The organism is Legionella oakridgensis ATCC 33761 = DSM 21215 (genome assembly GCF_000512355.1).
GTDB classification, from domain to species: domain Bacteria; phylum Pseudomonadota; class Gammaproteobacteria; order Legionellales; family Legionellaceae; genus Legionella_A; species Legionella_A oakridgensis.
This window is the reverse complement of the sequence record NZ_CP004006.1, coordinates 2,408,428-2,430,964: the sequence shown is the minus strand read 5'-3', so window position 1 is coordinate 2,430,964 and position 22,537 is coordinate 2,408,428. Positions and strand designations below refer to the sequence as shown.

Genomic DNA, 22,537 nt, shown 5'->3' with positions numbered 1-22,537 from the left:
CGTCTTACGGCAAAAATACGTGCACACACTTAATCAGTTCCGGGTTTACTTATGGAATGTTGATCCTGGCTACTTCAATTTGAAGCAGGCATTAAGGACGGTATTGGCCATTATTATTTCTGTCGGGATTACCTATGATAAAGGGATCTTGACAAGTCTCTTGGCAGGCATCGTCGGTGGGATTTCGGTACAAGGTGTTGTGGCTGAGACATGGATTTTAAAACTTCTTCATATCGTTGTTTTTGATTTCATTTACTTTGCAGTGTTTATTCTTGGTCTGATGGTTCGCGATTCTGCCGATTGGACGGCCTTGACGCTCGTGGTATTGGGCTTTTTTGCAAATTATATACGGCGTTTCGGCTTAGAAAACAGCATGGCTCCCATGATGGGGTGGACATTATGTTTTCTCGCTACCACCTTGCCTTTTTCATCAACAGATGAGGCATGGAGGCATATGTATGGTTTATTGGTTGGTTTTGGGGTCTCTGCAGTCATTATCTTATTTGTTTTCCCAGAAAACTATTCTCGCCTGTTTGTGAAAAATTCAAATCGCTTTTTCCAAACATTAAGTTCCGGAATGGCTGAGATAAGACGATATTTACTGATTTCCAATAGAAAGACCATGCACGTTACGGATTTACCTTTTGAATCCATAAAAACCACCTTGATGCAGTTGGTCAATACTAATCAAGCCATCCAGCTTAATCGTAAGACTGCAAAAACAGAAAAACAGTTCAGTTATATTGTATCTCATCAATATGCTTTAGTGCATGCTTATACTCTTCTTATTGATGCCTTATGGATTCATTCCAATGAGATGCCACGTTCAGCGCAGCTTGCCATTAGTCTGGTGTGTAAACAATTCGCAACATTATTAGCTGCAATAGGTATGTATGCAGATTTTACAGTTTCCAAAGATTCATCGTTTTGTTTTTACCTGATCTGGCAAAAAACTAGGTCTTGCACCTGCTGATAATCCAGCCGTCATCATGTTATTACTGAATTGTAAATTAGGCTTTGAATTGATGAATCAGCATATCATTCAATTGGTTAAAAACTCCGATGAAACTTAGAAATACAACCAAAATGGCGATTCAGGCGGCTATTGCCATTGCAATTGCCGAGTTGATTAGTGAACATTTTGCCTTTGAGCGCGGCTACTGGATTACGTTAACGGCTATGGCATTAACGGCTCAAACGTGGGGAGAAAGTGTTAAGCGCTCCGTTGAGCGAGTGGGAATGACTGCCTTGGGGGGCTGTGTCGGAACGGTATTGTATTTTTTACTGCCGGGCGATAAGACAATCATTATGATTTTTTTGCTTATCTTTGTTTTTTTTACCATCTATTTGATGAAAATTCAGCATCTGATTGCCATGTTTTTTCTGACTTGTTTCGTTGTTTTTTTATTTGCATTGATTGGAAATTGGAATTTACTTTTGTTGCAAGCCCGTATTATTGATACAGCGCTAGGGGCTGGTATTGCACTGACTGTAGGGTGTTTTTTATTTCCTGTAAAAACCAATGTGGCTGATTTGTTTATCGGATATTTGCAAAAAATGAATGCTTTGTTGAAGATGGTTATAAAAACAAAACAAGCCAGGACTTATGTCTCTAGCCATGTTTTATCGATGGATTTCCAGGACATTAAAAAAAATGCATTATCCATTCGTTATGAATTATTGTTTCATCGCCTCTCTGGACAGGATTTTTTTACTGTTCTTAATCGCATTGAACAGTGTTCTCTGTACATGAGTAATTTAATTGAGTCTTACCAATGGCTATTGCCTCATTTAAATCAGGATGACATACGTTTGATTGAAACGGCTGCCAACACAACGAAGCATAATATTAAGGTGCTTATCTTGCAGCTTCAGAAAGAAGGTAACAGCACCATGTTGCCTGCTGCAAATGTGTCTTCGTTGTTGGCAAAAGCAATTACGAAGCATCCTGAACGATTTGCCTCATTGGAGAGTGATACCCATGGATTTTATAGCTTGATGTATTTTTTTACTCAACTCAATGAAAACTTGAATGAAGTGTCGGTTGTTCTTGCCCAGAAATACTAATAAAAGTACATGAAAAGAAACGCTATAATGCTGTGCCCTGATGAGGGCTTTTATAGATTCGTTTTTATTGAGTGTAAAAATTTAATAAATCATGATAGAGGTTTGACGAATGTCAGTGGTTGCTTGCTTTGTAATGTGGTAAAATTCAAGCCATTTTAGCAGAAATAGCCATTGTAATGTCAGACGATTATAGTCAATTTGAAAAACGCAAGCAGGATCATATTGAACTTGCGCTTATGCAGGATAATCAAAGTAATGAATTAAACACCTTTGACCGTGTTGTCTTGATTCATGAAGCGCTTCCAGATATTGATTTTCATGACATAGATATTACTGGTATTCGATTTGGCTCTTCAGTGGCCAAACCCTTTATGGTCGCTTCCATGACTGCCGGACATCGTGAGGCAGTCAATATTAATCACCATCTTATTGCTGCATGCGCTCAGAATGGGTGGGCAATGGGAGTGGGCTCGCAACGGCGCGAACTCACAGATAGTCATGCTGCTTTAGAGTGGCAGCCGCTGCGTCGGGATTTTCCGCAAGTCAGTCTATTTAGCAATCTTGGTATTGCCCAATTAATTTCTACCCCCATGTCTCAAGTGCAGCGGTTAATGGATGCTATAGCAGCCAATGCTTTGATTATTCACTGCAATCCTTTACAAGAATGCATTCAGCCGGAAGGCACGCCGCAATTTAAAGGCTGTTGGCATGCTTTGGAGACATTAGTCAAACATTTGCCTTTGCCTGTCATTGTGAAAGAAACAGGATGTGGATTTTCACAAACAACATTGGCTCGCTTAAATGATATTGGCGTTTCTGCCGTGGATGTTAGTGGGTTGGGTGGAACTCATTGGGGGCGTATTGAAGGGCATCGCGCGGTTAATGAGCCCATGCGCCAAAAAGCGTCAAAAACTTTTCGTGATTGGGGTATCGATACAGTTAAAAGTGTTTCTGATGCAATTTCCTTGAATGCTGATTTTGAAGTTTGGGGCTCCGGCGGAGTTCGCCATGGACTGGATGCGGCAAAATTATTCGCGCTTGGAGCGACCACGGTTGGTTTTGCCAAACCAATGCTTAGTGCTGCTTTGCATTCCACGGAGCAAGTCATTCATACCATGACATCGATTGAATATGAATTAAAAGTTGCCATGTTTTGTACAGGCAGCCGTATATTAAATGATTTAAGGAGAAGGCATGCCATTAATTAAAAATGCCAGCCAATTATTTCAAGGGTTTTCCAAGTTGGATCGAGAAAAGCGTTTTCAACGTTTGCTGGAGCTGGGAGCATTGACTGTCGACGATATTAATTTTTTACGTCAAGGCGGTATTCAGGATACGAGTCTTGCGGATAAATTAATTGAAAATGTTATTGGCTATTTTCAACTGCCATTAGGGGTTGCTACTAATTTTTGTATTGATGGCCAGGATTATATTATTCCAATGGCTGTAGAAGAAACTTCTATTATTGCTGCCTTGTCGAAAACTGCAAAATGGATAAGACAATCTGGAGAGATCCAAACGCGTGTGGAAGGTGACTGTATTCTTGGGCAAATTCAATTGGCAAATATTCGAAATTTTGAGCGATTATCTGCTGTTTTTGTTGAAAATAAGCAATTCCTAATTGAAAAAGCCAATGAAGATGTGGCTGCTAATATGGTCAAGCGCGGTGGGGGGGTTGTGGATATGCATTTGCGTCGCCTTCCGCGTCCGGGTGGAGGGGACATGGCGGTTATTCATTTAACGATGAATAGTTGCAACGCCATGGGAGCCAATATTATTAATCAAGTCTTGGAATATTTGAAAGCGCCAATAGAAAATTTAACTGGCGAACAAGTATCTATGTGCATTCTGTCAAATTTAAATGATCAAAAACTTACAACCGCTACGGTGACCATTCGTGGTGTTGAGCCGTCCTTAGGGGAACGTTTGCAAGAGGCCTCTCTTTTTGCAGAAACGGATCCGTATCGGGCAACCACTCACAATAAGGGAGTTATGAATGGAATAGATCCTGTGGTTATCGCAACTGGAAATGATTGGCGTGCTGTGGAAGCAGGCATACATGCTTTTGCGGCTCGGTCGGGTCAATACCAAGCAATTACTCGTTGGCGTTATGAGCAAGGGGTGTTGCAAGGCGAATTAACCGCTCCCATTATCGTTGGTACGGTTGGAGGTGTAACGTCGTTGCATCCTACTGCAAAAATGTGTTTGAAGATGATGGGTATTGAGTCGGCTAACCAATTATCACGCGTGATTGCTGCTGTCGGACTCGTCCAAAACTTGGGTGCGCTTAAGGCACTATGCACAGAAGGCATCATTCAAGGTCATATGAAGCTTCATCTTGATAATTTGTTACTCGTTGCCGGTGCAACCGATGAAGAAATGCCTGTATTGAAAGAGCGATTACAACATTGGTTAACGCTGAATAAGCGCGTAAGTTTAAACAATGCTTGTGAATTATTGGCAGAAATTCGACAGGTTTAAACGGTTTTATGAAATGGTGTTTTCCTGCTAAGACGTTTTTGTTAGGTGAGTATGTGGCGGTCACTGGTGGTCCTGCGCTGGTATTAACCACAGCCCCTTGTTTTGAAGTAACTCTATCGCAAGAAACTGGGTTAAACGGTATTCATCCTGCTTCGCCAGCTGGCCGTTGGTGGACACAAGCAACGATGGAACAAGGATTAAGTTGGTTTGATCCTTACCAGAATCGAGGTGGTATGGGTGCGTCAAGCGCTCAGTTTTTGGGTGCTTATTATGCGAGTTGTTATTTGCATAATAAAATGCCCACTCTCATGGAAATGCACAACGCTTATGCTGAAGTATCTTGGAATGGGCAGGGATTGCGTCCCAGCGGATATGATGTACTGGCGCAATCTTTGTATGGATGTGTTTATATTCACCATCAACAGCATCAATATCAGATTTACAACTGGCCTTTTGATGATCTGGCATTCATCTTGCTACATACTGGTAAGAAACTGGCGACACATCATCACTTGCAACATGCTTCTTTACCAGAAAAAATAATTGAATTAGCAGGGATCGTTGAATCAGGAAAAAGAGCTTTTGAATCCAGTAATGGGTTTCGTCTTATTGAAGCGGTAAATGCTTATCATGAGCAATTAATGATCTTTAATCTTGTTGCGGAGGGAAGTCAGCAATACCTTGAATGGCTTAGGCAGCAACCAGGGGTATTGGCAGCGAAAGGGTGTGGTGCGATGGGAGCGGACGTTTTATTGTTGCTTGTTTCGCGCACACAGCTCTCGTCTGTCCTTGGGCAATTGTCATTGCAAGACTGTGATGTATTGGCAACCAGTGAGGATTTGTATACAAAAGCTGGGTTATTTGAAAATAATCTGCTCAAAACACTTGAAATTTCAGCTTGATCGGGTATGATTTCAGCCTCTTTGGGGCCGTTAGCTCAGTTGGTAGAGCAGGAGGCTTTTAACCTCTGTGTCATAGGTTCGAATCCTATACGGCCCACCATGTTCAACGTGATAAATACGCTTGTTAATTAATTCTTCCTCATAGTAAAATGTAGTGGATTGAATTACCAGCGATTTTTCTGATGTAGGTAAGTAGGGCCGTTAGCTCAGTTGGTAGAGCAGGAGGCTTTTAACCTCTGTGTCATAGGTTCGAATCCTATACGGCCCACCATTCTGGCGACTTGTTATTTCGGCAGTTCCCAGTAAAATAATACTTGATCAAATCTAGTTTCTATTCCCTGGAATCTAGTATCTAGAATGCGCTCGTAGCTCAGCTGGATAGAGTACTTGGCTTCGAACCAAGGTGTCGGGGGTTCGAGTCCCTCCGAGCGCGCCATTTCGGCTCTTCCCCAAATCCGGGGGCACTTTACGGCTCTTTCCCATTTAAGGGGGCAGCTTTAATCACCCGCAGAGGACCTTAACACGTACTCTATAATTTTCAAAATTTCTAAAACCAGGCTCTTTCCCATTTAAGGGGGCAGCTTTAATCACCCGCAGAGGACCTTAACACGTACTCTATAATTGGCTCTTTCCCATTTAAGGGGGCAGCTTTAATCACCCGCAGAGGACCTTAACACGTACTCTATAATTTTCAAAATTTCTAAAACCATAAGCTCTTCGCTGAATGAGTTTCATTTTGCGATGAAAGCCTTCTGTTATTCCATTTGACTTACTAAATCGCCACATTCTGGCCACTTCATCTTTCCAAGCCCAAAGTGTTTTACCTAATGATGCTAATGCTTTAAAACCACTTTGCTTTAACTCAGCCAACATTTCTAAGAAAGTAGGTATTACTTTACGGCACTCATGCTGTGTTAGCGCCCTTTTCATTAATAGTGAGTGCAGTTGTTGCTGAAATTGATATATAGCCTCTATTGCAGGATTTTCAGTGAAAAACGCATCTCTTTTGACTTTCTTCTCATCACTTAAGTTATCAGGTCTTGTTCTTAATAAGGCTAAGATACCTCTATTGTTTTTAATTTCAGTGGAGAGTTCTCGACAGGTCATCATACACTGATGTTGAATTAAACGGATTACATGAAACCTATCAGCCACTATCATAGCATTAGGAAAGTACTTCTTTACTAAGGAACGGTATGTACTGCTCAAGTCCATACAAATCACTTTGACACGTTCTTTTCCAGGTAATTGCTGGAGATATTCTTTTAATTCTTGCTCACGACGGCCACGAACCACATCAAATATCTTATGTTTTCTTAGGTCACAAAAAGTAGTTGCAAACCCTTCTTTCTTACTGAAAAAATGTTCATCAATACCCAGTACCACAGGACATGGTTTATTGATTAATTCTCGATGTTGCTCTTCATAATGCCGCTGATACCAGCGCTCTATGGTCGCTTTTCCTTTCTTATAACGCTCTGATAAATCTTTTTGCGATACCCCGCGGCTATGCTCATGAAACACTGCAGCTTGAGCTCGCCAAGTAGCACGTTGATGTTTATTGATACCGGGAAACTGTTGATTACCATAGCGACAACAAGTATGACAATAAAGCTTATACGCTTTAAACCTCAATACACTTCGACGATGCCCTATTAACTCATGGTGTACTGTTCTTACATACGATGATTTCTTGCGAACCTGCTTACTTTGGCAATGACTACACCGAGCTAATCGGTTATAAGTTACATCTAATAATAAGGGTTGATACCCACTCACTTTTAATATGGAAAATCCAGGTAAATTTAGGATAAGATTGTTCTTAGGCACTTTAATCTCCTTTTGATCGCTAAATCAAGGACTTAGTCTAGACTAATTTGATTACAGTGCCCCCTTAATTGGTGTAGAGCTAAGATTTAGCCTGCCAACCCTATGAATAAATGGAATACTATGGAATAATTATTAACCAATTTCAATAAATTTTGTCTATTAATATGAAAATAAAAGCAATTCTCTTCATGATCTCTATTTTTTTTCCAGTTGCTTTATTTGCTAATACGGCGACTTGTCCTTTATCAAACGGAATCAATGTGCATACTGCAAAGCGAATTTTAAATATTTGTAAACAAGGCACTGTCATTAAGACCTTTAAAGTCGCTCTCGGATATAAAGGCGTTGGTAAAAAACGAGCGGGTGATAATAAAACTCCAATTGGTTTATATGGGTTGGCTTATCCAAGAAAATCCAATCAATTTAAAGTCTTTATTCCAATTCTCTATCCGACTTCAAAGCAATTAGCTGCAGGATATACTGGTAGAGATGTAGGGATCCATGGGCCAACGCAGTCGTCTAGTGGATTTAGCTGGTTAAACAATTTACCAAGCTCAACGCGTGGATGCATTGCTGTTGGTAAAAATAACTACATCGAGTATGTGGCGAATTGGGTAAAAGCCAACCCTGGAGCTAAGGTTTTAATTATTTAAATTTAGACACAATTGAGATCGCATATTTCTGCATACAAAAAAAGCGATCTCATCAGAAAGCATGAGCGAGAAAGGTGACTGTTGGAATAACAGAGTCTCTGAAGACAATTTTTTTTCTTTAAATATTGCCAAACAAGTTTATTTAATTTGATATCAGATTCCATGTATTCCCTGGATAAAGGTTTGATGATCTTTATCGGCTGATGATATATGTCTAAATAATGAGTTTCAATCTTTCAAAAGTACTTCAAGAAAGCTTCGCTAGAACGCTATTAATTCTATCAATATATTTGATTTATGAATAAGTTATAAAATTGGAATATAAGGCTTTAAATCAAAATATCAGATGTTGAGTTTCTCCGAGCGGGTTTTTAATGGCGCATCTTTAATCATCAGAGATCAATGGCCTAATACTTTTTTAATTTATAATGTTCAAAATTCCAGGCATGCTTAATTTGATTGATAATTTATTAATAAATAAAATGGGGACTATTTTTTGAAAAACAATATGATATCAAGTTGTTTTAAGTGTAATGGATTCATGATGCTAAAATCTCTTTTTTCTATTGTTCTTGGGTTTTTTGTATATACCGGCACCTTTGCACAAGGAAAACTCATTTTTGCAATTGATGTGGTGCGTCATGGCGATAGGACGCCAATAACGCCATCTCCAGGGATGGCAAAAATATGGCCACAAGGGATAGGGCAGCTGACGCCGGAGGGCATGCGTCAAGAATATAATCTTGGAAAAACATTGCGGCAACAATATGTTAATGAAGATCACTTGTTACCTAAGCATTATGATATAAATACAATGAATGTTCGCTCTTCGGGTATTGCAAGAACCTTGATGAGTGCTCAATCTATTTTATTTGGACTTTATCCATTAGGAACAGGCCCTTTTTTGAATGATTCAACTTGGGCATTACCGGAGGGATTGCAGCCTATCCCGATCGATACGGTGCCTCTTGAACAAGACAGCCTTTTGGTGCCAGATCATGACAAAGAATTGTCCAAGCGATTATTGGAAACCTATATTTTTAATAGTCAAGATTGGATTCAAAAAGATCAGGCGCTCAAATCACACTATTCAGCATGGAGCAAAATCGTTAGTTTCCAAATAAACAATTTGATTGATTTGATTTATGTGAGCGACCGCCTGTTTATCGAACGTTTATACAATATACCGCTTCCTAATGGCTTATCGGAAAAGGACGCCGAGATGATTACAGAGGCTGGTAAATGGGCTTGGCTTTCTATTTACAATCACCCAACGTTGGCGTTAATTGCAGGAAATGAATTGGCACAAACGATTAAGCGTGAAATAAATTTCGCAACCAGTCGTCGTAATTCATTAAAATATCTGTTATTTGTCGCACATGACTCAACGCTTGCCGCACAGCTTAAATTATTAGGTCAAACGATAGACGATATTCCACCATATGCTTCACGGCTTAATTATGCATTATTTGATATGGGTGCTTCCAATTTTGAGGTCAGAGTAACCTATAATCAGAAGCCGCTTCTTATCAAGCAGTGTGGTGGCGATTCTTGTTCTTTAAACGATTTTGTTAATCTGATAGAGCAATTAAATAACGAAGCAAATACCATACCTAAATCTAAGAATGGGGCCGACGTCTAGTGGTGTGAAACAGTCCGTTCAATCCGAACATCAAAAATAGACTAATCGAGGTCTTGTCCCCTGGGATGGATACTTTTAAAGACGGAGGTTGTGGCATGAATCCCTAGGAAGTTTTGTTCATTTTCTGCCAAAGTTTATAAACTTCAATCCCCTCTGGATCGACATGATGAGCCATTGGCATATTACGTTCTTGCCATGGTTTAGCAAATTCTTCATAGAAATTGTCCAGAGTAAAATATTTGCGATGATCCTCGTAATATTTTTTATATTCATCCCTGGTGGTGATAAAGGTCACTTTCAAGGGACTGCAATAGTACATTGCGGCTAAACACATTGGGCAAGGGTGGGCTAAGATAAAAAACTCACAATCTGTCAAATGCTCCGAATTTAATATTGCGGTTGCCTTACGTATCGCAACAATTTCTGCATGAGCAGTAGGATCTTTGGTCTGTGCAACTTGATTAGTTCCCTCAGCAATGACTTTATTATTTTTTGTAATAATGCAAGCAAAAGGGCGGCCTCCTTGTTTAACATTCTCTACCGCCAATTCAATGGTTTGTTTGATGAAATCAGTCATGATTGATTCCTTATTTAAAATTAAATCCATTTACTTCACAGATAGTCTATATTGTAAATTTTGAACGTACCATTAAACCCATAATATCCTAACTCTTAATCTATACTTTTCAAAACCGTTGCTATACTGGTTAATGATATGGCGCTCGAGCAGGGATATGCAAAAATTACCGCTCGGAAAAGCGTTGACACATCAGATTCGGTATACATTGGATGATAAATAATATGAGGAGAAGCAATAGAATGGAAACCTTGCATTTTTCAATCAATATTAATGCATCTAAGGAAAAAGTCTGGAAAATCCTTTGGGGGGATAAAACTTTTACAGATTGGACAAGTGTTTTTGCTGAAGGCTCGTATGCTGTTAGCGATTGGATGGAAGGGAGCAGAATACAGTTTATTGATCCCAAAAGTAACCATGGTATGTCGAGCGTGATTGAGAAAAAATTCCGAATGAGTTTATGTCTTTTAAGCATTTGGGTGAAATAATAAATGGGGAGGAACAACTTTCTAAAGAATGGTCCGGAGCTTTAGAAAATTATTCTCTCAAAGAAAATAATGGGGTTACTACATTGATTGTTAGTCTAGATACCCTGGAAGAATGGAAAAAAATGTTTGAGGATAAATTTCCAAAAGCGTTACAGAGGGTTAAAGAACTATCAGAAAACAGTTGATAGGGAAACTATTGCGGGTGAATGTCTCGATCTTTAAGACTGGTAATCCAAAATGTTTGTGAGGAATGTGCGTTTACAGGAACAGGCTCAACAACAAGGATTTGCACTAGATCGGGCTTAAAAGGACCAGCGGCTGTTGCCCATTGATAAGTTATTTTAAATCGACTGGATTTTTTGTTATTAGAAAATTTATCAATCCTGTAAGAAGTAATCCAAGGACTGGAGGTACCAGAGACCCAATATGGACAGCTCTCTTTATATTTATTTTTTAACGAGGTTGAAACTAACATAAATTGAACGGCACAGTTGCGAGCTTTTGTTGCTTTTGCGAACAAGGCCGCAACTTCAGAGGGACTATTAGGCGCTAGCGCTTGTTCCAGCATGAGGATTCGGGCGGCATTTGATTCCGATTCTGAAATGACATTGGCAAAAGGCGTGTTTGAAAAAATCAAAGCCATTAAGCCAATTATAGTACGTTGATGTATTGTATTAATCATCATCTTTTTTCAGAACTTGTCTTCAGAGTCTAATTATACAGGGCTAAAAGTCTAACGACTCTGAAGATAGCTTCTTAGTTTTTTGATTCTAATGGATTTATATACACGGGCTTACCCATAATATAAGTGGCGGCGATGTTTTCTTCACCGGCTAATGACATCATAATAAATAAAAGCTCAAAAATATCATCAACTTGATTATTACGATACTTTAATATAGGAGATGCGTCTGGATCAATCACTATGAAATCAGCTTCTTTACCTACTTCAAAATTGCCAATTTTATCCTCCATCTGTAATGCCCTCGCTGCACCCAGGGTACATACATACCATCTCATCATACTGGGTAATTTAAACCCCGAGAGCATGGCAACTTTATAGGCATCATCCATAACTCTTAGCATAGACAGGGTATTTCCTGCACCCCAATCTGTAGCAAAGGTGATACGTTCTGTGTATTTAGAAGTACGTTGAAAATTAAATAAACCACTTCCAAGAAAATTGTTACTCGTAGGGCAAGAGGCAATAATCGCTTTTTTTTCTTTGAAGATTGCTAATTCTTGTTCAGTAAGGTGGATGCAATGCCCAAAAACGGCACGGTCTGTAACCAATCCAAAATGATCGTAGACATCGGTGTAATGTTTGCTCCAAGGAAATTTTTCGTGTGTTGCTTTAATCTCATTCACATTTTCATCAAGATGTGTCTGAATATAGACATCCTGGTGTTCTTTAGCCAATGCCCCACACATATCTAACATTTGTTCAGAGCAAGATAAGCCGAAACGTGGAGTTACACAAAAACTAAGTCTATGTTTATTATGCCATTTATGAATTAATTTTTTCGCGATATCATAATTTTCTTTTGCTGGAAGCCTTAAATATTCTGGTGAGTTATCATCCATCATGGTATTGCCGGTAATAAAACGCATATTTCTTTTTTGCAATTCTTCGAAAAAAATGTTAGTTGCATCGTAGAATAATGGACCAAAGGATACTGCTGTAGTAGTCCCATTTTTTAGCATTTGATCAATAAAAAATTTAAATCGGTTCGAGCATGATCATCATCTTTATAATGGCTTTCAGCAGGAAAGACATAGTTGTTTAACCACTCAAGCAATTTTTCTCCATAAGCTGCAACGACAGCACTTTGAGTGGCGTGATTGTGTGTATCTATAAATCCGGGGGTAATCAATTTGCCCTTATAGTTAACGACATTAATGCCCTCTAAATCCTTTTTCATATCGGCATATTGGCCAACCCCAGAGATTTTTCCCTGATCATCCACTATTAAAATGCCATCTTCCAGATAGCAATAACTGTGCTCATGAAAGCTCTTATCAACCCCTTTGCTGCTAGGAATCGTATTGAACGTTGAGGAGTCTTTAAAATAAAAAATCCGGCCACGGTAAGCACACTGATGAGCATTCATAGTATAGATCTCCCTGGAAATAAGGTTACCGGTATGACTCTTTAATAAAGTAAAGCAAAAGAATTGAAATCAGGACGCTAAATGGTAAAACCCAAAGATAGGTAAAGAAATTTTGCGACAGCTTAGTAATAAACCAATAGGGAAGAAACATCAGCAATGTATTGAATAAAAATACGAAAGTATTTGTAACACTTAATGCAAACCCGCGTGTATTATCCGTTGATATTTCACTGACGATGGTATAAATCAACATGGATCCAGATAGAAAAAATCCAATCAGAAAAGAGACTATGTTAATTAGAATCAGGTTATTAAAATTATAGTGTGGTAAATAAATACCAAGGAGTAAAGCCATAGTGCCTAACACCACTGTCACGTGAATTACAAGTTTCCTGGATTTGAGTAGATTCGACACATATCCCAACAGTGGTGTGCCAATACCAATGCCAGTAAAAATAATTGCACTAAGAATAAAGGCACGGTCTTTAGAGACTGCATAAAATTTCTCGATGTCCATATACCAAAAACCTGCATAGGCTAACAAGACACCAAATGATGTGGCAGCGGCTATTGCGCATAACCATAATTGACCATTTCCGCAAACTTTTTTAAGAGTACTTCCCAAAGACAACGGCTCAACCACTTTTTCAGCGTTAGGTGAGCGAACGATGAGTAATGTTAGGACAAATAAGATTAAGCCAAACAAAGCTAAGTATTTATAAAGTACATTCCAAGGATGGGTGATTAACTCTCTCATAAAAGCGTAGTGAATAATACCAGCCAATACGCACGATAATGTTTGTGTTAAACCAAATAAAATTGGGAACATTTGTGCAGAAAACCAATTGGATACAAGCACAGCCGTTGCAATAAAAGCAAAAGAACCGCCCATCCCCTGGATAAAGTTTGAAAAAGAAAACAATGCCAAGCTATCAGCATAAGAAATTAGAATATTACCTAATGCTAATAACAAAACTCCAAAACCGACAACTAGCTTCGTATTAAAGCGATCCAAGAGATAACCTGCTGGAATTTGCATCAATGCAAAGCCGGCAATAAAGGCGCCAACTGCATAAGAAACTTCTAGGTCTGTAAACTGCAGGGAAGTTTTGATAGCACTTGAGAATACCGCTGCGGCGGTATTTAAACAAAAAGCATAGATTACAAATAGGGTAGAAATAAACCAAACCAGCAGACCACAGGCAATTTTCATCATGCCTTGCTCCTTTGCTAATCTGTCCTAACTGCAACCATTCAGCACAATTCAAGATACATGGATTGTTTTTATGTCACTTTTTTCAACTAAATGGTGGTCAATAGATGTTTAAGATATAGCATATGGCCTACTTTACTACAAGTCATGGAATGAATAAGGTGATTAACTCGATAATTTTTAGATGGCACTTATGTAAGAATGTATATTGCTTTACAAATAATCAACTTAGTTTAATGGCAATAGTGTATCAAAAATAAGGCTGTTTAAATTTCCTGTGTTCCAATCTCCCATAATAGGATGAAAATTTTGAATTTTTTCCACGAGTATCCTAGGGAACAAGATTATTAATCAGGAACATATTACCTTTATGCTACTCAAAGCAATAAAAGGCCAAGAAATGAGATAGGAGATAAATCTAATCAAGAGAATATTTTTTTTTAAATACTTCAGGATTTTCTATCACTCAATCTACTAATTTTAATGCGGCTCAAAATTATTTAACTAAAGAGGGCCGTTACTAATAGTAGGTTATCGGACTCAATAGGTAATCATGTTAATGAGGCAAAATGGCTCTTTGCATGCTTTGAAAGAGTGCAGCTGGGAGATATTTATCAGTAAGTTTAAGATAATAATATATGGTTTGAATTCTTCCCTTGTTGGAGTAGTGCCTCTTTATTATGTTCTTAAGGATGTAGTTATTAAATCAGAGAATTCTGATAACTGTTCTTCCGATTTTGAAATAGCAGCTTTATATTCCCGTGATGATGTAGGTTTTATATGAAGAAATTTCATTATTATAGTGATAAGCGAATCCTCTTTACGGTATGTATCCAAGCCAGTACTTTCTTCTGTTGATAAGACTTTAGCCTCACGTAGATTTTTAGTCGATTTTTCATCATTCTCTGTAAATCATCATTTATTTCTTTATGGGCATGATATGTCTCAGGATTCATTTCAGATCTTAAACGTTGAGCATAATCATTGAATTCCGATCGCATTTTTGCAGTTTCTTCTCTAATGATGTTTATTTTTTCATTTAAAATTTTAACTTTAGGATCATTTTGTCCATACTTTTTATTTAATTTGATAGAAATTTCATTGAGATCATTAGCTAACTCATCAAAAATAGCACAATGTCTTTCATTAATTGTGGTAAATACATCCAATAAAATAGTATTCAGTTTTGAAGATTCTTGTAAAAAATGAATACTATTTTGATTCTGGACCGGAACCATTTTATGTCTTGAGGGATCAAAATCTTCAATATAATTTATCTGTCTTCCATCAGGAGTGGTTATATAATAAAAATTTTTAGTTTTATCTAAATATTCTGCAGCTGGATAAACATGATTAGACCAAGGATCACAAATATATGCTTCATCCCCCCATGTTTCAGGTTTCTCCGGATCGCTATCGATTTTACGGCCAATTACTAAAAATGCATGATCACCTCCTTCAATAGAGTAAACTTCTGCGTGTACATTTGGTTGATTTCTTATCATGTAATCCAAAGCCATTAAGGCTAATTCATGACAATTTCCAATGGAAAATTTCTTACAATCGGCAATACGTTTCTCAAATCTTGTAATTGTAGTTTCAATATTTAGAAAAAAATCTTCTTTTGCAAAAGCTTGTCTTATATCGGCAAGCGCTTTATTAAGAGCAGCTTGTTTATCAATATCATATAAATTATTTTGAAGTTGAGATGTGCCTTCACGTATTTGAAAACGTGCATAGTGATTTGCCAATCTAGCCAGGGTATGGTTATCTACTTGTTCAGGAAAAGGCATGATTGCTAATTTCACTGTATCTAATAGTTTAATATTAGTATATTTATTAATATTTTTGATTAAAAATAATTCTTAATGAATAGGTGGTAGCAATGATGGCACTATGATGTCGGAATGGCTATTTCTTATTTGGTTGAGCTTATTATGGATTCCAATGTCCTAACTGCAATTCGTAAGATAATCATTAAATAAATACCGTTCATCACAAAGCTATCTTTGGGTCTTAACGCTGTTTTTTTCAACTAAGATGGATTAAAAATATAGAATAGGGTTTATTTTGCTACAAGTCGTAATATGAACAAATAAGGGAATGAAGCTAATATGCTTTAAGTTTCTTTGCTGCCTAGGATATCAAATGTACCCTCTGAAGCTCAAAAGCGATAAAAATAATAGTTGGGTTAGGACATTTTACGACGCATGAAAAAGCCTATGAATAATGCGACTACCGCTATTATTAAATGCAAAAAGTTATCGGCTATATTCATATGCATCACTATAAGATTACCGCCAGTTATAAATCCTATGAGGGCAACGATACCATAAACAGTACCGAAAATTTGAAAGTATAATCGTGAAAAAACTGTGGTAGAGGCAGCAATTAAAGCAATAATTCCACTTAGCAAGTGAACGGAATTATGGATTGGGTCAACCATAAAAAGACCCATAAGAAGATTGCCATCCGTTAACAAATTAGGCACGAAACCCGCAATTCCAACTAAAATAAATACTAGACCAAAAATAATGGCTAGACTGCGTTCAATACTCATTTTCTCCTCCTTTCCCTATTGAGAAAAAGAGTTCTATTATTGATAGTATAGTACGTCATTTGATCCATAGGTCATCATATCAATGGGCAAGGGGTAAAATCACAATATAAACAAAAGGTGTCATCCTGAGCGAAGCGAGAGATCTTCTGTAGATAATTCCTGATGTTTAAGCGAGGAGATCCTTTGTTTTGCTCAGGATGACGATAACTTGCGCAACATAATGGTGCTAAATTAACTTAAAATGGTATTGTTTTGATCTAAATAGGCAGCTGGAGCATTTCATCAGCCAATTTAGGATAATACATCGGCCTTAAATCTGGTTCATAGAGCGCTAGGAATGTATAGTCGCAATAAACTAAAAATAAACTGTTAATCTAACAATAATTAATCCAACTTATATTCGGACAATAAAAATTTAATCGTGGTTCATTGAAGCAATTAACAAGCCATAGGCATAACAATATGGATGATTTTAATAAAAACATCACCAATTATTTCCAGCGTTATTTTAAAAATGACCTCGTTGATACTGAAGTACGGTTGGTTGATTTGGGGTTTGAATCGATGGATTACATCGAACTGGCTTCTTTTCTATTAGAAACCATGCATAAATGGCTCGATATCTCAAAAATAAATAACGCCACTAAAATCTCCGATATTTTTGCTTGTTTATTGACTGTTCAAGAGGAAGAAACTAATAAAAAAGGGTGAAATTAGATAAAATACAGCAAAATGCTTATTCTTATGAATTCCATCACAATCATCCTGAGGCAGTCACTTATATTATCCATTACTTAAATTTACAAGAAAGTATTGATATTCCTAAATTAGAAGAGGCCATCCGCAAAACATTAGATAATCATTACCTGCTGAACAGTAAATTGACTCGGGAAATAGACGATTATTATTTTGACCCAGCTCCGAAACAGTCGTCTATTTATTTTAAAGGCTCTGTATTTTTTCCTGAACGTGATATTGTCAAACTAAGAGTCACCATACACGCCGAGCGATTGGTCAATATTTATTTGCAAAGAAAAAAGAAACAATATTATTTAATCATCGCCTTTCATCATATTGCTATGGATGGCTGGTCCAATAAAATTATTTTAGAAGAAATTTTTCGCAGATATGCTGACCTGTACCCGAAAAAACAAAAAATCCACAAGCAGAAATCCAGGCACTTAACAGAACATACCATGCATCACTTAATGAGCCTTCTAATCCTGAAGAATTAAAAAAGATTTTTAATGCCATTGATCCAGAACAGTTCTATCAGTTAGACCATTTATTTTATGGAACGTTGCAATTCAACTCCAGTTGTCTTGTTGTTACCACAAAGCAAATGAAGCAATATGCTGATAAAAACCATATGAATGGCGTTCCTTTAAACGTTATTATTACGGTTCTGCTCTACAATCTGTTATGCAAAGTTTCTGGTAGTGATAAATTGACACTTTACACCAGCTTATCCAATCGTTTTTTACCCATACCGGGTATTCGCGAACTGGTTACCAATTTAGCGACAGGATTGCCTCTTTTTTTAGATCAAGCACAGCTCACACCTAAGCAATTTGCTGAAACAATAAACGAAACATTAAAAATCTATTTTAAACATATGAGCTATGGGGCAATAACACGTATTTTATTGGAAGGAAAGACGCTTTTAAATCAATACATTTCTCCTTACCATCAACCTTATTATTTAATGTTGACCTACATGGACGATATGAACAGGACCATGTATGGCAATGATTCCATCGTGAATCATTATATTCACTGGCCAAAGTCAAAAACGTACATTTGTACTCTTGGGAGGTTGATATTTTTTCATGTGGAACACTTAAACGACAACCTGGTGATTAACATACACAGTTCGGCAGCAAAAGGGGTTCATACACGTTTGCTTCATCAGTTAAAAACAATTTTTCCAGATATTCTCCTATCTTAAGTTTGTTATTCCTTTAGAATGAACTAAATAGAAAACAACCTAATACATACTAAAACGCTTGTGTATCTATTTATTGTGATTGGCGTGATTTCTTTAATATGGAATCAACGATAGCACCAACGTTATTTAAATCATGCAACTCATTTAACTCAAACGTTACATGAAACTCCTGTTGAATCGCACTGAGGAGGTTAATGTGATTTAAAGAGTCCCAATAATCAATATCCCCCGTATTTAAGTGTTCCGAAACGATTAATGATGAATCATTAAAAATGTCTCTAAAAATTTCTTGCATTCTTCTTACAACGTCTTCTCTAGTCATTGTTCACCTTTATGTGCCTGTTTTTATTTTTATATTCATTGACTGGTATACTCCATGTAGGCATGACATTGTTTACTATCTTGGTAAATCCTAACCGCTCATATAAATGAGCAACAAAATGGTTCTTGCTGGTTTGATGGTAAGAACCAATGATGGTGTCAATATTTAAGGTTTTGCACCAAGCAACAAGAGTATCCAGCATGGCATGTTCCATGGTTCTTTGAAATGCTCTACAACTCATCACCCACAACTCAATATGACAGGCCTTGCCTTCAATTCTGCAAATGAGCGCTGAAATGAGGCCAAAATCGCCATAACAATCCATGAGCCGCCCATATAACGTCATATAATTCGTATTTTTACTGATGGCATCAAGTTCGGTTAATGTAAAACGTTTATTCGTTACATTAAACTGATTGGTTTTATTAATTAATTGCGTAATCCGCTCCATATACAAAGGCGTAAACGGTTTAATTTCAGCAGACATCGATAAACTATCGAGATACGCCTCATAATTGATGAATTGATGAACGATTGCGGCACGCTTTTCCTTATTTTTATAATCGGTGGTGCGTATGAGATCTTCATTTGAAACGCTGACTGTCTCAAAAAAATGATTTTTATCAATGTGGTTGATGAAATTTATCACCTCACTGCCTACTTCAGGAACACTGACCATGGGGAAATTAGTTCTTACCAATTGTCGCTCTGCAGGGTTGTCATCAATAAAAACAAAACTGCCTGAACCGAGATTTAATCGATCACTGATTTGTAACATGGTTTTATCTTTTGGTTCCCAACTTGCTGCAAATAATGCAAAATCTTCTTCAACCAAAATGGTATCAGGATGTCTGAATCCTTGTTTGGCCTGCTCCGGTTCATTTTTAGAGCAAGTAGTCAAAACAACCCCGCGTTCTTTTAATTTTTTAAGATAAGATTGAAAGTCACTGAATGCTTCAGCTAGTGGCGTGTCTTTACCAATGACTATGCCTTCTAGTCCATCATCACCAATCGTTCCTCCCCAGCAGGTATTATCCAAATCCAGCACGATTGCTTTTTTGGATACCCCCCATAGGCTACCCATAATGGCTGATAGATTTTGGGCGAGATAGGGGATGGCTTCATAGCTTAGAGCATAGCGTGCAACATACCATAGTTGAGGGTCAAACCAACGAGATAACCCCAAAGAGGCTGCAAGATAATGAATATCATTTAAATATAAATTAGTTTGATGTAAGGCTTCTTCGGCAAAAAATAAATTTAATCGAGTTATATAATGAACCGCACCTCGAGGATCATAAGCATCCAAATTACCAAGAATACGTTGTTGAGGCAGCTCAAAATTATTTTGAATGACGGGACAGCCGTATTGCTTTAAACCAGCCCAAATCGTAAGATATTTATTACATTCTTGTTGCAAAAGACGCTCGATGTCTTCCATAGAGTCGGTTATTGAAGGATAGGAGGAGATATTTTTATTGGTTACATGAATGTAAATCAGATCCGGTTTGAATTGTGTAAGCGCTTGCTGTGGGAAAATAGCTTCTTCATAATATTTATTGAATTGAGATTCATAAAATTCTGGTTTAATACCAATCTTTAAAAGAAACAGTTCCAAAATGGATTTAATTTCTGATGTATTGGATCCACCTAACAAGGCAATTTTTTTTGAAATGAGCTCCTGATTAAGCAAGAGTGCTTTTTTTATGATATGTTTTTTCCTCAAAATCAGAGCCGAGTCCAAAGGATATTCCAATACGTTAGGCAACCGCAGAGGATTTTTATCTAATTGATTTCTTTTCAAGGACATACCCGACGTTTATAGCTAAATAATTGTTTATGCATTCCTCTAAGGTTTTATCCACATAAGGCAGTATGCATTGCTTTTTGATGTTCAAGCCACTTTGAGTAAAAAGAGTGTCTAATTCTTGTAAATTCTTAAATTGATAAATGTGATCAATCGCTGGTGCATTAATGCATGTTGTTAAAAAAATATAGGCTTCTGGCTTGGCAATGGATGCAATTTTTTTTAAATAATCTTGCGGATTTTCCACATGCTCTAGCATTTCTCCCATGACAATTGCATCAAAGTGTGATTCTTCTAATGGTGCGTTGAAAAAATCAGTGCAATGCAGCTGTATATTTTTTTCATGCGGTTTCCAATTGGCTAAGGCATTGGTTTGTTGAATGCTCGTTTCACTCAGATCAATCCCTATGAAATGAGTGTATGCGCTAAGATTTAAGGCAGTAAAGAAAAAATAGCCGTGACCAGGGCCAATTTCGAGATAAATCCCTTGCTTTTTTCTTGGAATGGTCTTTCTAAAAAATCGATAAAGGCTCAAATGGTTGGGCCAGAAAAATAACGAAATAAATACTCCATGCATGTAGGAGGACATATATTTTTTATCAAAATAAACTTGATCGGCAACCTCGGCAACGCTCGAATAGCGGTATTTTTTATGCGTCTTGAAGTAAAGAGACTCTTTTATAAAATCCAAGACTATCATTTGATAACAATGGGCGAGGTAATCAAGAGAAAGGCCCTGTTTAAGAGAAAAGATCAGATAATCTTCCAGTGCCTCAATTTCACCGCTTGTTAGTCTGGGCAGCGATTTTTTTAATCCATCGCCTTGCAACGGATCCAATTGCAGAATGATGTCTATTAATTTTCGAACATGAGGATAACGGTCGATTTTTTTGAATGCAAGCCCCATTTTCCAGCATTTATTTAGGAGACGTATTATTTTTAGTATTAGCTAAAAAGACGTGGAAATGCAATGCATGGTAGGATATTCATTTCCTGACATTCATTCAATTGGCGGCTAATAACCAGACGATGGAAGGATTAACAATAGCCGTTATTTACTTATTGAAACTTATATTACTTGCAACGTCTAAAATCATATAAGCTCCAGCAGTCGATAATGATTTATGCAATAAGCGACAATTAAATCCCTTAAAAAAAGCACCAAAGCCATGATTTTTATAAATTTGTGAGGCAACGGCCCCGATCGTTTGATTGGATTCACTTTTAAAAGCCTGTTGTTGGCTTTTTATCACATCAAGCGGTGTCGTTGTAACAGTAACGGGAACAGAGGCTGCAGTTGCCCATAAAATGGTTGATAGAAAGGTTTGCTTTTCCCGTTTGGTTTTAATGGCATTATAAGTCATGAATAAATATACCCAGCTAGGAAAGGCTTTTCCCAGTGTCGCAGCACTGCCAGCAAAAAAGCCTGGCAATCCTCGTTGATAATAAACGGTTTGCATTGCTTGCAAAGGTTTTATAGGCTTGTCTTGGCTTGCTATAGCCCTCATTTGTATTGTTTTAATATTCTCAATGGGGCTAAGTACCAACGTATCTAGGGTACTCGCTACCGTTGCTTTCAGGATACTTCCAATCATCATGGGAAACTGTAGTCTATCAATTTCATTGGGTATATGGGTCATCAAGAGAGGCCTGTATGCCACTTTGCTTTGTTGACGAAGAACGCAAGAAAAGAAACCGGTAGAAAAGTGCCTTAAATTGGCGGTTGCAAATTGTTTCGTGACTGAATAAGCACTCTGAGAAAGATTGGTTTGAATGGCAACTTTAAGTCGTTCAGCTGGATGTCCTATTAAAGTAGTAAGCCCTGTATAACTTACACTCAAGGCATAGGCATCCCATAACGTTTTTTTCTCTTTAGGCATAATGCGCCATCTTCCAATAAAAAGCACAAATTATATCACGATGCTCATTTAAGGAG

General features: G+C 37.5%; 23 protein-coding genes and 3 tRNA genes. 14 read left to right on the top strand and 12 right to left on the bottom strand.

Annotation, left to right across the window (positions count from 1 at the left end; all coding sequences use genetic code 11):
- Positions 1-19: 19 nt before the first annotated feature.
- The 8 genes from LOA_RS11785 to LOA_RS11750 all read left to right on the top strand — a co-directional run bounded on the left by LOA_RS11785 (position 20) and on the right by LOA_RS11750 (position 5,886).
- Positions 20-973, top strand: coding sequence for a hypothetical protein (locus tag LOA_RS11785; RefSeq protein WP_148294906.1), 954 nt, complete (start codon positions 20-22; stop codon positions 971-973).
- Between the two features lie 89 nt (positions 974-1,062).
- Complete coding sequence (locus tag LOA_RS13900) at positions 1,063-2,067, top strand: FUSC family protein (protein WP_025386508.1); 1,005 nt, start codon at positions 1,063-1,065, stop codon at positions 2,065-2,067.
- 176 nt (positions 2,068-2,243) lie between these two features.
- Positions 2,244-3,275, top strand: a complete 1,032-nt coding sequence (fni, locus tag LOA_RS11775; RefSeq protein ID WP_025386507.1) for a type 2 isopentenyl-diphosphate Delta-isomerase — start codon at positions 2,244-2,246, stop codon at positions 3,273-3,275.
- A complete protein-coding gene (locus LOA_RS11770) occupies positions 3,262-4,548 on the top strand; it encodes a hydroxymethylglutaryl-CoA reductase, degradative (protein WP_025386506.1) in 1,287 nt (428 codons plus the stop codon). Before fni ends, LOA_RS11770 begins: the two co-directional genes overlap by 14 nt.
- Positions 4,549-4,556: 8 nt before the next feature.
- Positions 4,557-5,450 carry a mevalonate kinase family protein gene (locus tag LOA_RS11765; protein ID WP_025386505.1) on the top strand — a complete coding sequence of 298 codons (894 nt, stop codon included), beginning with the start codon at positions 4,557-4,559 and terminating at the stop codon, positions 5,448-5,450.
- A 24-nt stretch (positions 5,451-5,474) separates the two neighbouring features.
- Positions 5,475-5,550 (top strand) — tRNA-Lys (locus tag LOA_RS11760).
- A gap of 95 nt (positions 5,551-5,645) precedes the next feature.
- Positions 5,646-5,721 (top strand) — tRNA-Lys (locus LOA_RS11755).
- An 88-nt stretch (positions 5,722-5,809) separates the two neighbouring features.
- Positions 5,810-5,886 (top strand) — tRNA-Arg (locus LOA_RS11750).
- A gap of 218 nt (positions 5,887-6,104) precedes the next feature.
- Here the strand turns inward: LOA_RS11750 and LOA_RS11745 are convergent.
- Positions 6,105-7,280 (bottom strand): ISL3 family transposase, encoded by a 1,176-nt coding sequence (locus LOA_RS11745; protein ID WP_025384767.1) that lies wholly within the window; start codon positions 7,278-7,280, stop codon positions 6,105-6,107.
- 164 nt (positions 7,281-7,444) lie between these two features.
- Here LOA_RS11745 and LOA_RS11740 point away from each other — a divergent pair, with 164 nt between their 5' ends.
- Together LOA_RS11740 and LOA_RS11735 are read left to right on the top strand one after the other, a co-directional pair.
- Positions 7,445-7,933, top strand: coding sequence for a L,D-transpeptidase family protein (locus LOA_RS11740; RefSeq protein WP_025384797.1), 489 nt, complete (start codon positions 7,445-7,447; stop codon positions 7,931-7,933).
- A 541-nt stretch (positions 7,934-8,474) separates the two neighbouring features.
- Positions 8,475-9,575 (top strand): histidine phosphatase family protein, encoded by a 1,101-nt coding sequence (locus LOA_RS11735; protein ID WP_042238990.1) that lies wholly within the window; start codon positions 8,475-8,477, stop codon positions 9,573-9,575.
- Positions 9,576-9,678: 103 nt separating this feature from the next.
- On the opposite strand, the gene LOA_RS11730 is transcribed toward LOA_RS11735, so the two are convergent.
- Positions 9,679-10,152, bottom strand: coding sequence for a nucleoside deaminase (locus tag LOA_RS11730; protein ID WP_025386503.1), 474 nt, complete (start codon positions 10,150-10,152; stop codon positions 9,679-9,681).
- 460 nt (positions 10,153-10,612) lie between these two features.
- On the opposite strand from LOA_RS11730, the gene LOA_RS14955 reads away from it, so the two are divergent.
- A complete protein-coding gene (locus LOA_RS14955; RefSeq protein ID WP_202961885.1) occupies positions 10,613-10,825 on the top strand; it encodes a hypothetical protein in 213 nt (70 codons plus the stop codon).
- Between the two features lie 8 nt (positions 10,826-10,833).
- Here the strand turns inward: LOA_RS14955 and LOA_RS11720 are convergent, their stop codons facing one another.
- The 6 genes from LOA_RS11720 to LOA_RS11700 all read right to left on the bottom strand — a co-directional run bounded on the left by LOA_RS11720 (position 10,834) and on the right by LOA_RS11700 (position 16,524).
- Positions 10,834-11,325, bottom strand: a complete 492-nt coding sequence (locus LOA_RS11720; RefSeq protein WP_237758100.1) for a hypothetical protein — start codon at positions 11,323-11,325, stop codon at positions 10,834-10,836.
- A 71-nt stretch (positions 11,326-11,396) separates the two neighbouring features.
- Positions 11,397-12,344 (bottom strand): guanine deaminase, encoded by a 948-nt coding sequence (locus LOA_RS11715; protein WP_052335951.1) that lies wholly within the window; start codon positions 12,342-12,344, stop codon positions 11,397-11,399.
- Positions 12,338-12,751, bottom strand: coding sequence for an amidohydrolase family protein (locus LOA_RS15950; protein ID WP_052335950.1), 414 nt, complete (start codon positions 12,749-12,751; stop codon positions 12,338-12,340). The genes LOA_RS11715 and LOA_RS15950 overlap by 7 nt, the downstream gene beginning before the upstream one ends.
- A 25-nt stretch (positions 12,752-12,776) precedes the next feature.
- Positions 12,777-13,967, bottom strand: coding sequence for an MFS transporter (locus LOA_RS11710; protein WP_025386501.1), 1,191 nt, complete (start codon positions 13,965-13,967; stop codon positions 12,777-12,779).
- A gap of 794 nt (positions 13,968-14,761) precedes the next feature.
- Entirely contained in the window at positions 14,762-15,757 is a 996-nt protein-coding gene (locus LOA_RS11705; protein WP_025386499.1) for a BAR domain-containing protein, read from the bottom strand.
- 398 nt (positions 15,758-16,155) lie between these two features.
- Positions 16,156-16,524: a DUF4383 domain-containing protein gene (locus LOA_RS11700; protein WP_025386498.1), complete on the bottom strand. Its 369-nt coding sequence runs from the start codon at positions 16,522-16,524 to the stop codon at positions 16,156-16,158.
- Between the two features lie 462 nt (positions 16,525-16,986).
- Here LOA_RS11700 and LOA_RS11695 point away from each other — a divergent pair, with 462 nt between their 5' ends.
- From LOA_RS11695 to LOA_RS11685, 3 genes are all read left to right on the top strand, one after another.
- On the top strand, positions 16,987-17,235 hold the full coding sequence (locus LOA_RS11695; protein WP_025386497.1) for a hypothetical protein: 249 nt from the start codon (positions 16,987-16,989) through the stop codon (positions 17,233-17,235).
- Positions 17,232-17,759: a condensation domain-containing protein gene (locus tag LOA_RS11690; protein WP_025386496.1), complete on the top strand. Its 528-nt coding sequence runs from the start codon at positions 17,232-17,234 to the stop codon at positions 17,757-17,759. The genes LOA_RS11695 and LOA_RS11690 overlap by 4 nt, the downstream gene beginning before the upstream one ends.
- Before the next feature lie 107 nt (positions 17,760-17,866).
- Entirely contained in the window at positions 17,867-18,472 is a 606-nt protein-coding gene (locus LOA_RS11685) for a hypothetical protein (protein ID WP_148294904.1), read from the top strand.
- A 70-nt stretch (positions 18,473-18,542) separates the two neighbouring features.
- Here LOA_RS11685 and LOA_RS11680 read toward each other — a convergent pair whose 3' ends face one another.
- From LOA_RS11680 to LOA_RS11665, 4 genes are all read right to left on the bottom strand, one after another.
- The gene (locus LOA_RS11680; RefSeq protein ID WP_025386494.1) at positions 18,543-18,794 is read right to left on the bottom strand and encodes an acyl carrier protein; all 252 of its coding nucleotides are present in this window, start codon (positions 18,792-18,794) and stop codon (positions 18,543-18,545) included.
- On the bottom strand, positions 18,787-20,598 hold the full coding sequence (locus tag LOA_RS11675; protein WP_202814061.1) for an HAD-IIIC family phosphatase: 1,812 nt from the start codon (positions 20,596-20,598) through the stop codon (positions 18,787-18,789). Before LOA_RS11675 ends, LOA_RS11680 begins: the two co-directional genes overlap by 8 nt.
- Positions 20,576-21,508 carry a class I SAM-dependent methyltransferase gene (locus tag LOA_RS11670; protein ID WP_025386492.1) on the bottom strand — a complete coding sequence of 311 codons (933 nt, stop codon included), beginning with the start codon at positions 21,506-21,508 and terminating at the stop codon, positions 20,576-20,578. The genes LOA_RS11675 and LOA_RS11670 overlap by 23 nt, the downstream gene beginning before the upstream one ends.
- Positions 21,509-21,656: 148 nt before the next feature.
- Positions 21,657-22,481, bottom strand: a complete 825-nt coding sequence (locus LOA_RS11665) for an MC/SLC25 family protein (RefSeq protein WP_025386491.1) — start codon at positions 22,479-22,481, stop codon at positions 21,657-21,659.
- Between the last annotated feature and the right edge of the window lie 56 nt (positions 22,482-22,537).

Bases quoted from the DNA above. Each gene is read 5' to 3' on its own strand.
- LOA_RS13900 (WP_025386508.1), top strand. From the start codon at position 1,063: ATGAAACTTAGAAATACAACCAAAATGGCGATTCAGGCGGCTATTGCC.
- fni (WP_025386507.1), top strand. From the start codon at position 2,244: ATGTCAGACGATTATAGTCAATTTGAAAAACGCAAGCAGGATCATATT.
- LOA_RS11770 (WP_025386506.1), top strand. From the start codon at position 3,262: ATGCCATTAATTAAAAATGCCAGCCAATTATTTCAAGGGTTTTCCAAG.
- LOA_RS11765 (WP_025386505.1), top strand. From the start codon at position 4,557: ATGAAATGGTGTTTTCCTGCTAAGACGTTTTTGTTAGGTGAGTATGTG.
- LOA_RS11740 (WP_025384797.1), top strand. From the start codon at position 7,445: ATGAAAATAAAAGCAATTCTCTTCATGATCTCTATTTTTTTTCCAGTT.
- LOA_RS11735 (WP_042238990.1), top strand. From the start codon at position 8,475: ATGATGCTAAAATCTCTTTTTTCTATTGTTCTTGGGTTTTTTGTATAT.
- LOA_RS11730 (WP_025386503.1), bottom strand. From the start codon at position 10,152: ATGACTGATTTCATCAAACAAACCATTGAATTGGCGGTAGAGAATGTT.
- LOA_RS14955 (WP_202961885.1), top strand. From the start codon at position 10,613: ATGTCTTTTAAGCATTTGGGTGAAATAATAAATGGGGAGGAACAACTT.
- LOA_RS11720 (WP_237758100.1), bottom strand. From the start codon at position 11,325: ATGATGATTAATACAATACATCAACGTACTATAATTGGCTTAATGGCT.
- LOA_RS11715 (WP_052335951.1), bottom strand. From the start codon at position 12,344: ATGCTAAAAAATGGGACTACTACAGCAGTATCCTTTGGTCCATTATTC.
- LOA_RS15950 (WP_052335950.1), bottom strand. From the start codon at position 12,751: ATGAATGCTCATCAGTGTGCTTACCGTGGCCGGATTTTTTATTTTAAA.
- LOA_RS11710 (WP_025386501.1), bottom strand. From the start codon at position 13,967: ATGATGAAAATTGCCTGTGGTCTGCTGGTTTGGTTTATTTCTACCCTA.
- LOA_RS11705 (WP_025386499.1), bottom strand. From the start codon at position 15,757: ATGCCTTTTCCTGAACAAGTAGATAACCATACCCTGGCTAGATTGGCA.
- LOA_RS11700 (WP_025386498.1), bottom strand. From the start codon at position 16,524: ATGAGTATTGAACGCAGTCTAGCCATTATTTTTGGTCTAGTATTTATT.
- LOA_RS11695 (WP_025386497.1), top strand. From the start codon at position 16,987: ATGGATGATTTTAATAAAAACATCACCAATTATTTCCAGCGTTATTTT.
- LOA_RS11685 (WP_148294904.1), top strand. From the start codon at position 17,867: ATGAAGCAATATGCTGATAAAAACCATATGAATGGCGTTCCTTTAAAC.
- LOA_RS11680 (WP_025386494.1), bottom strand. From the start codon at position 18,794: ATGACTAGAGAAGACGTTGTAAGAAGAATGCAAGAAATTTTTAGAGAC.
- LOA_RS11670 (WP_025386492.1), bottom strand. From the start codon at position 21,508: ATGGGGCTTGCATTCAAAAAAATCGACCGTTATCCTCATGTTCGAAAA.
- LOA_RS11665 (WP_025386491.1), bottom strand. From the start codon at position 22,481: ATGCCTAAAGAGAAAAAAACGTTATGGGATGCCTATGCCTTGAGTGTA.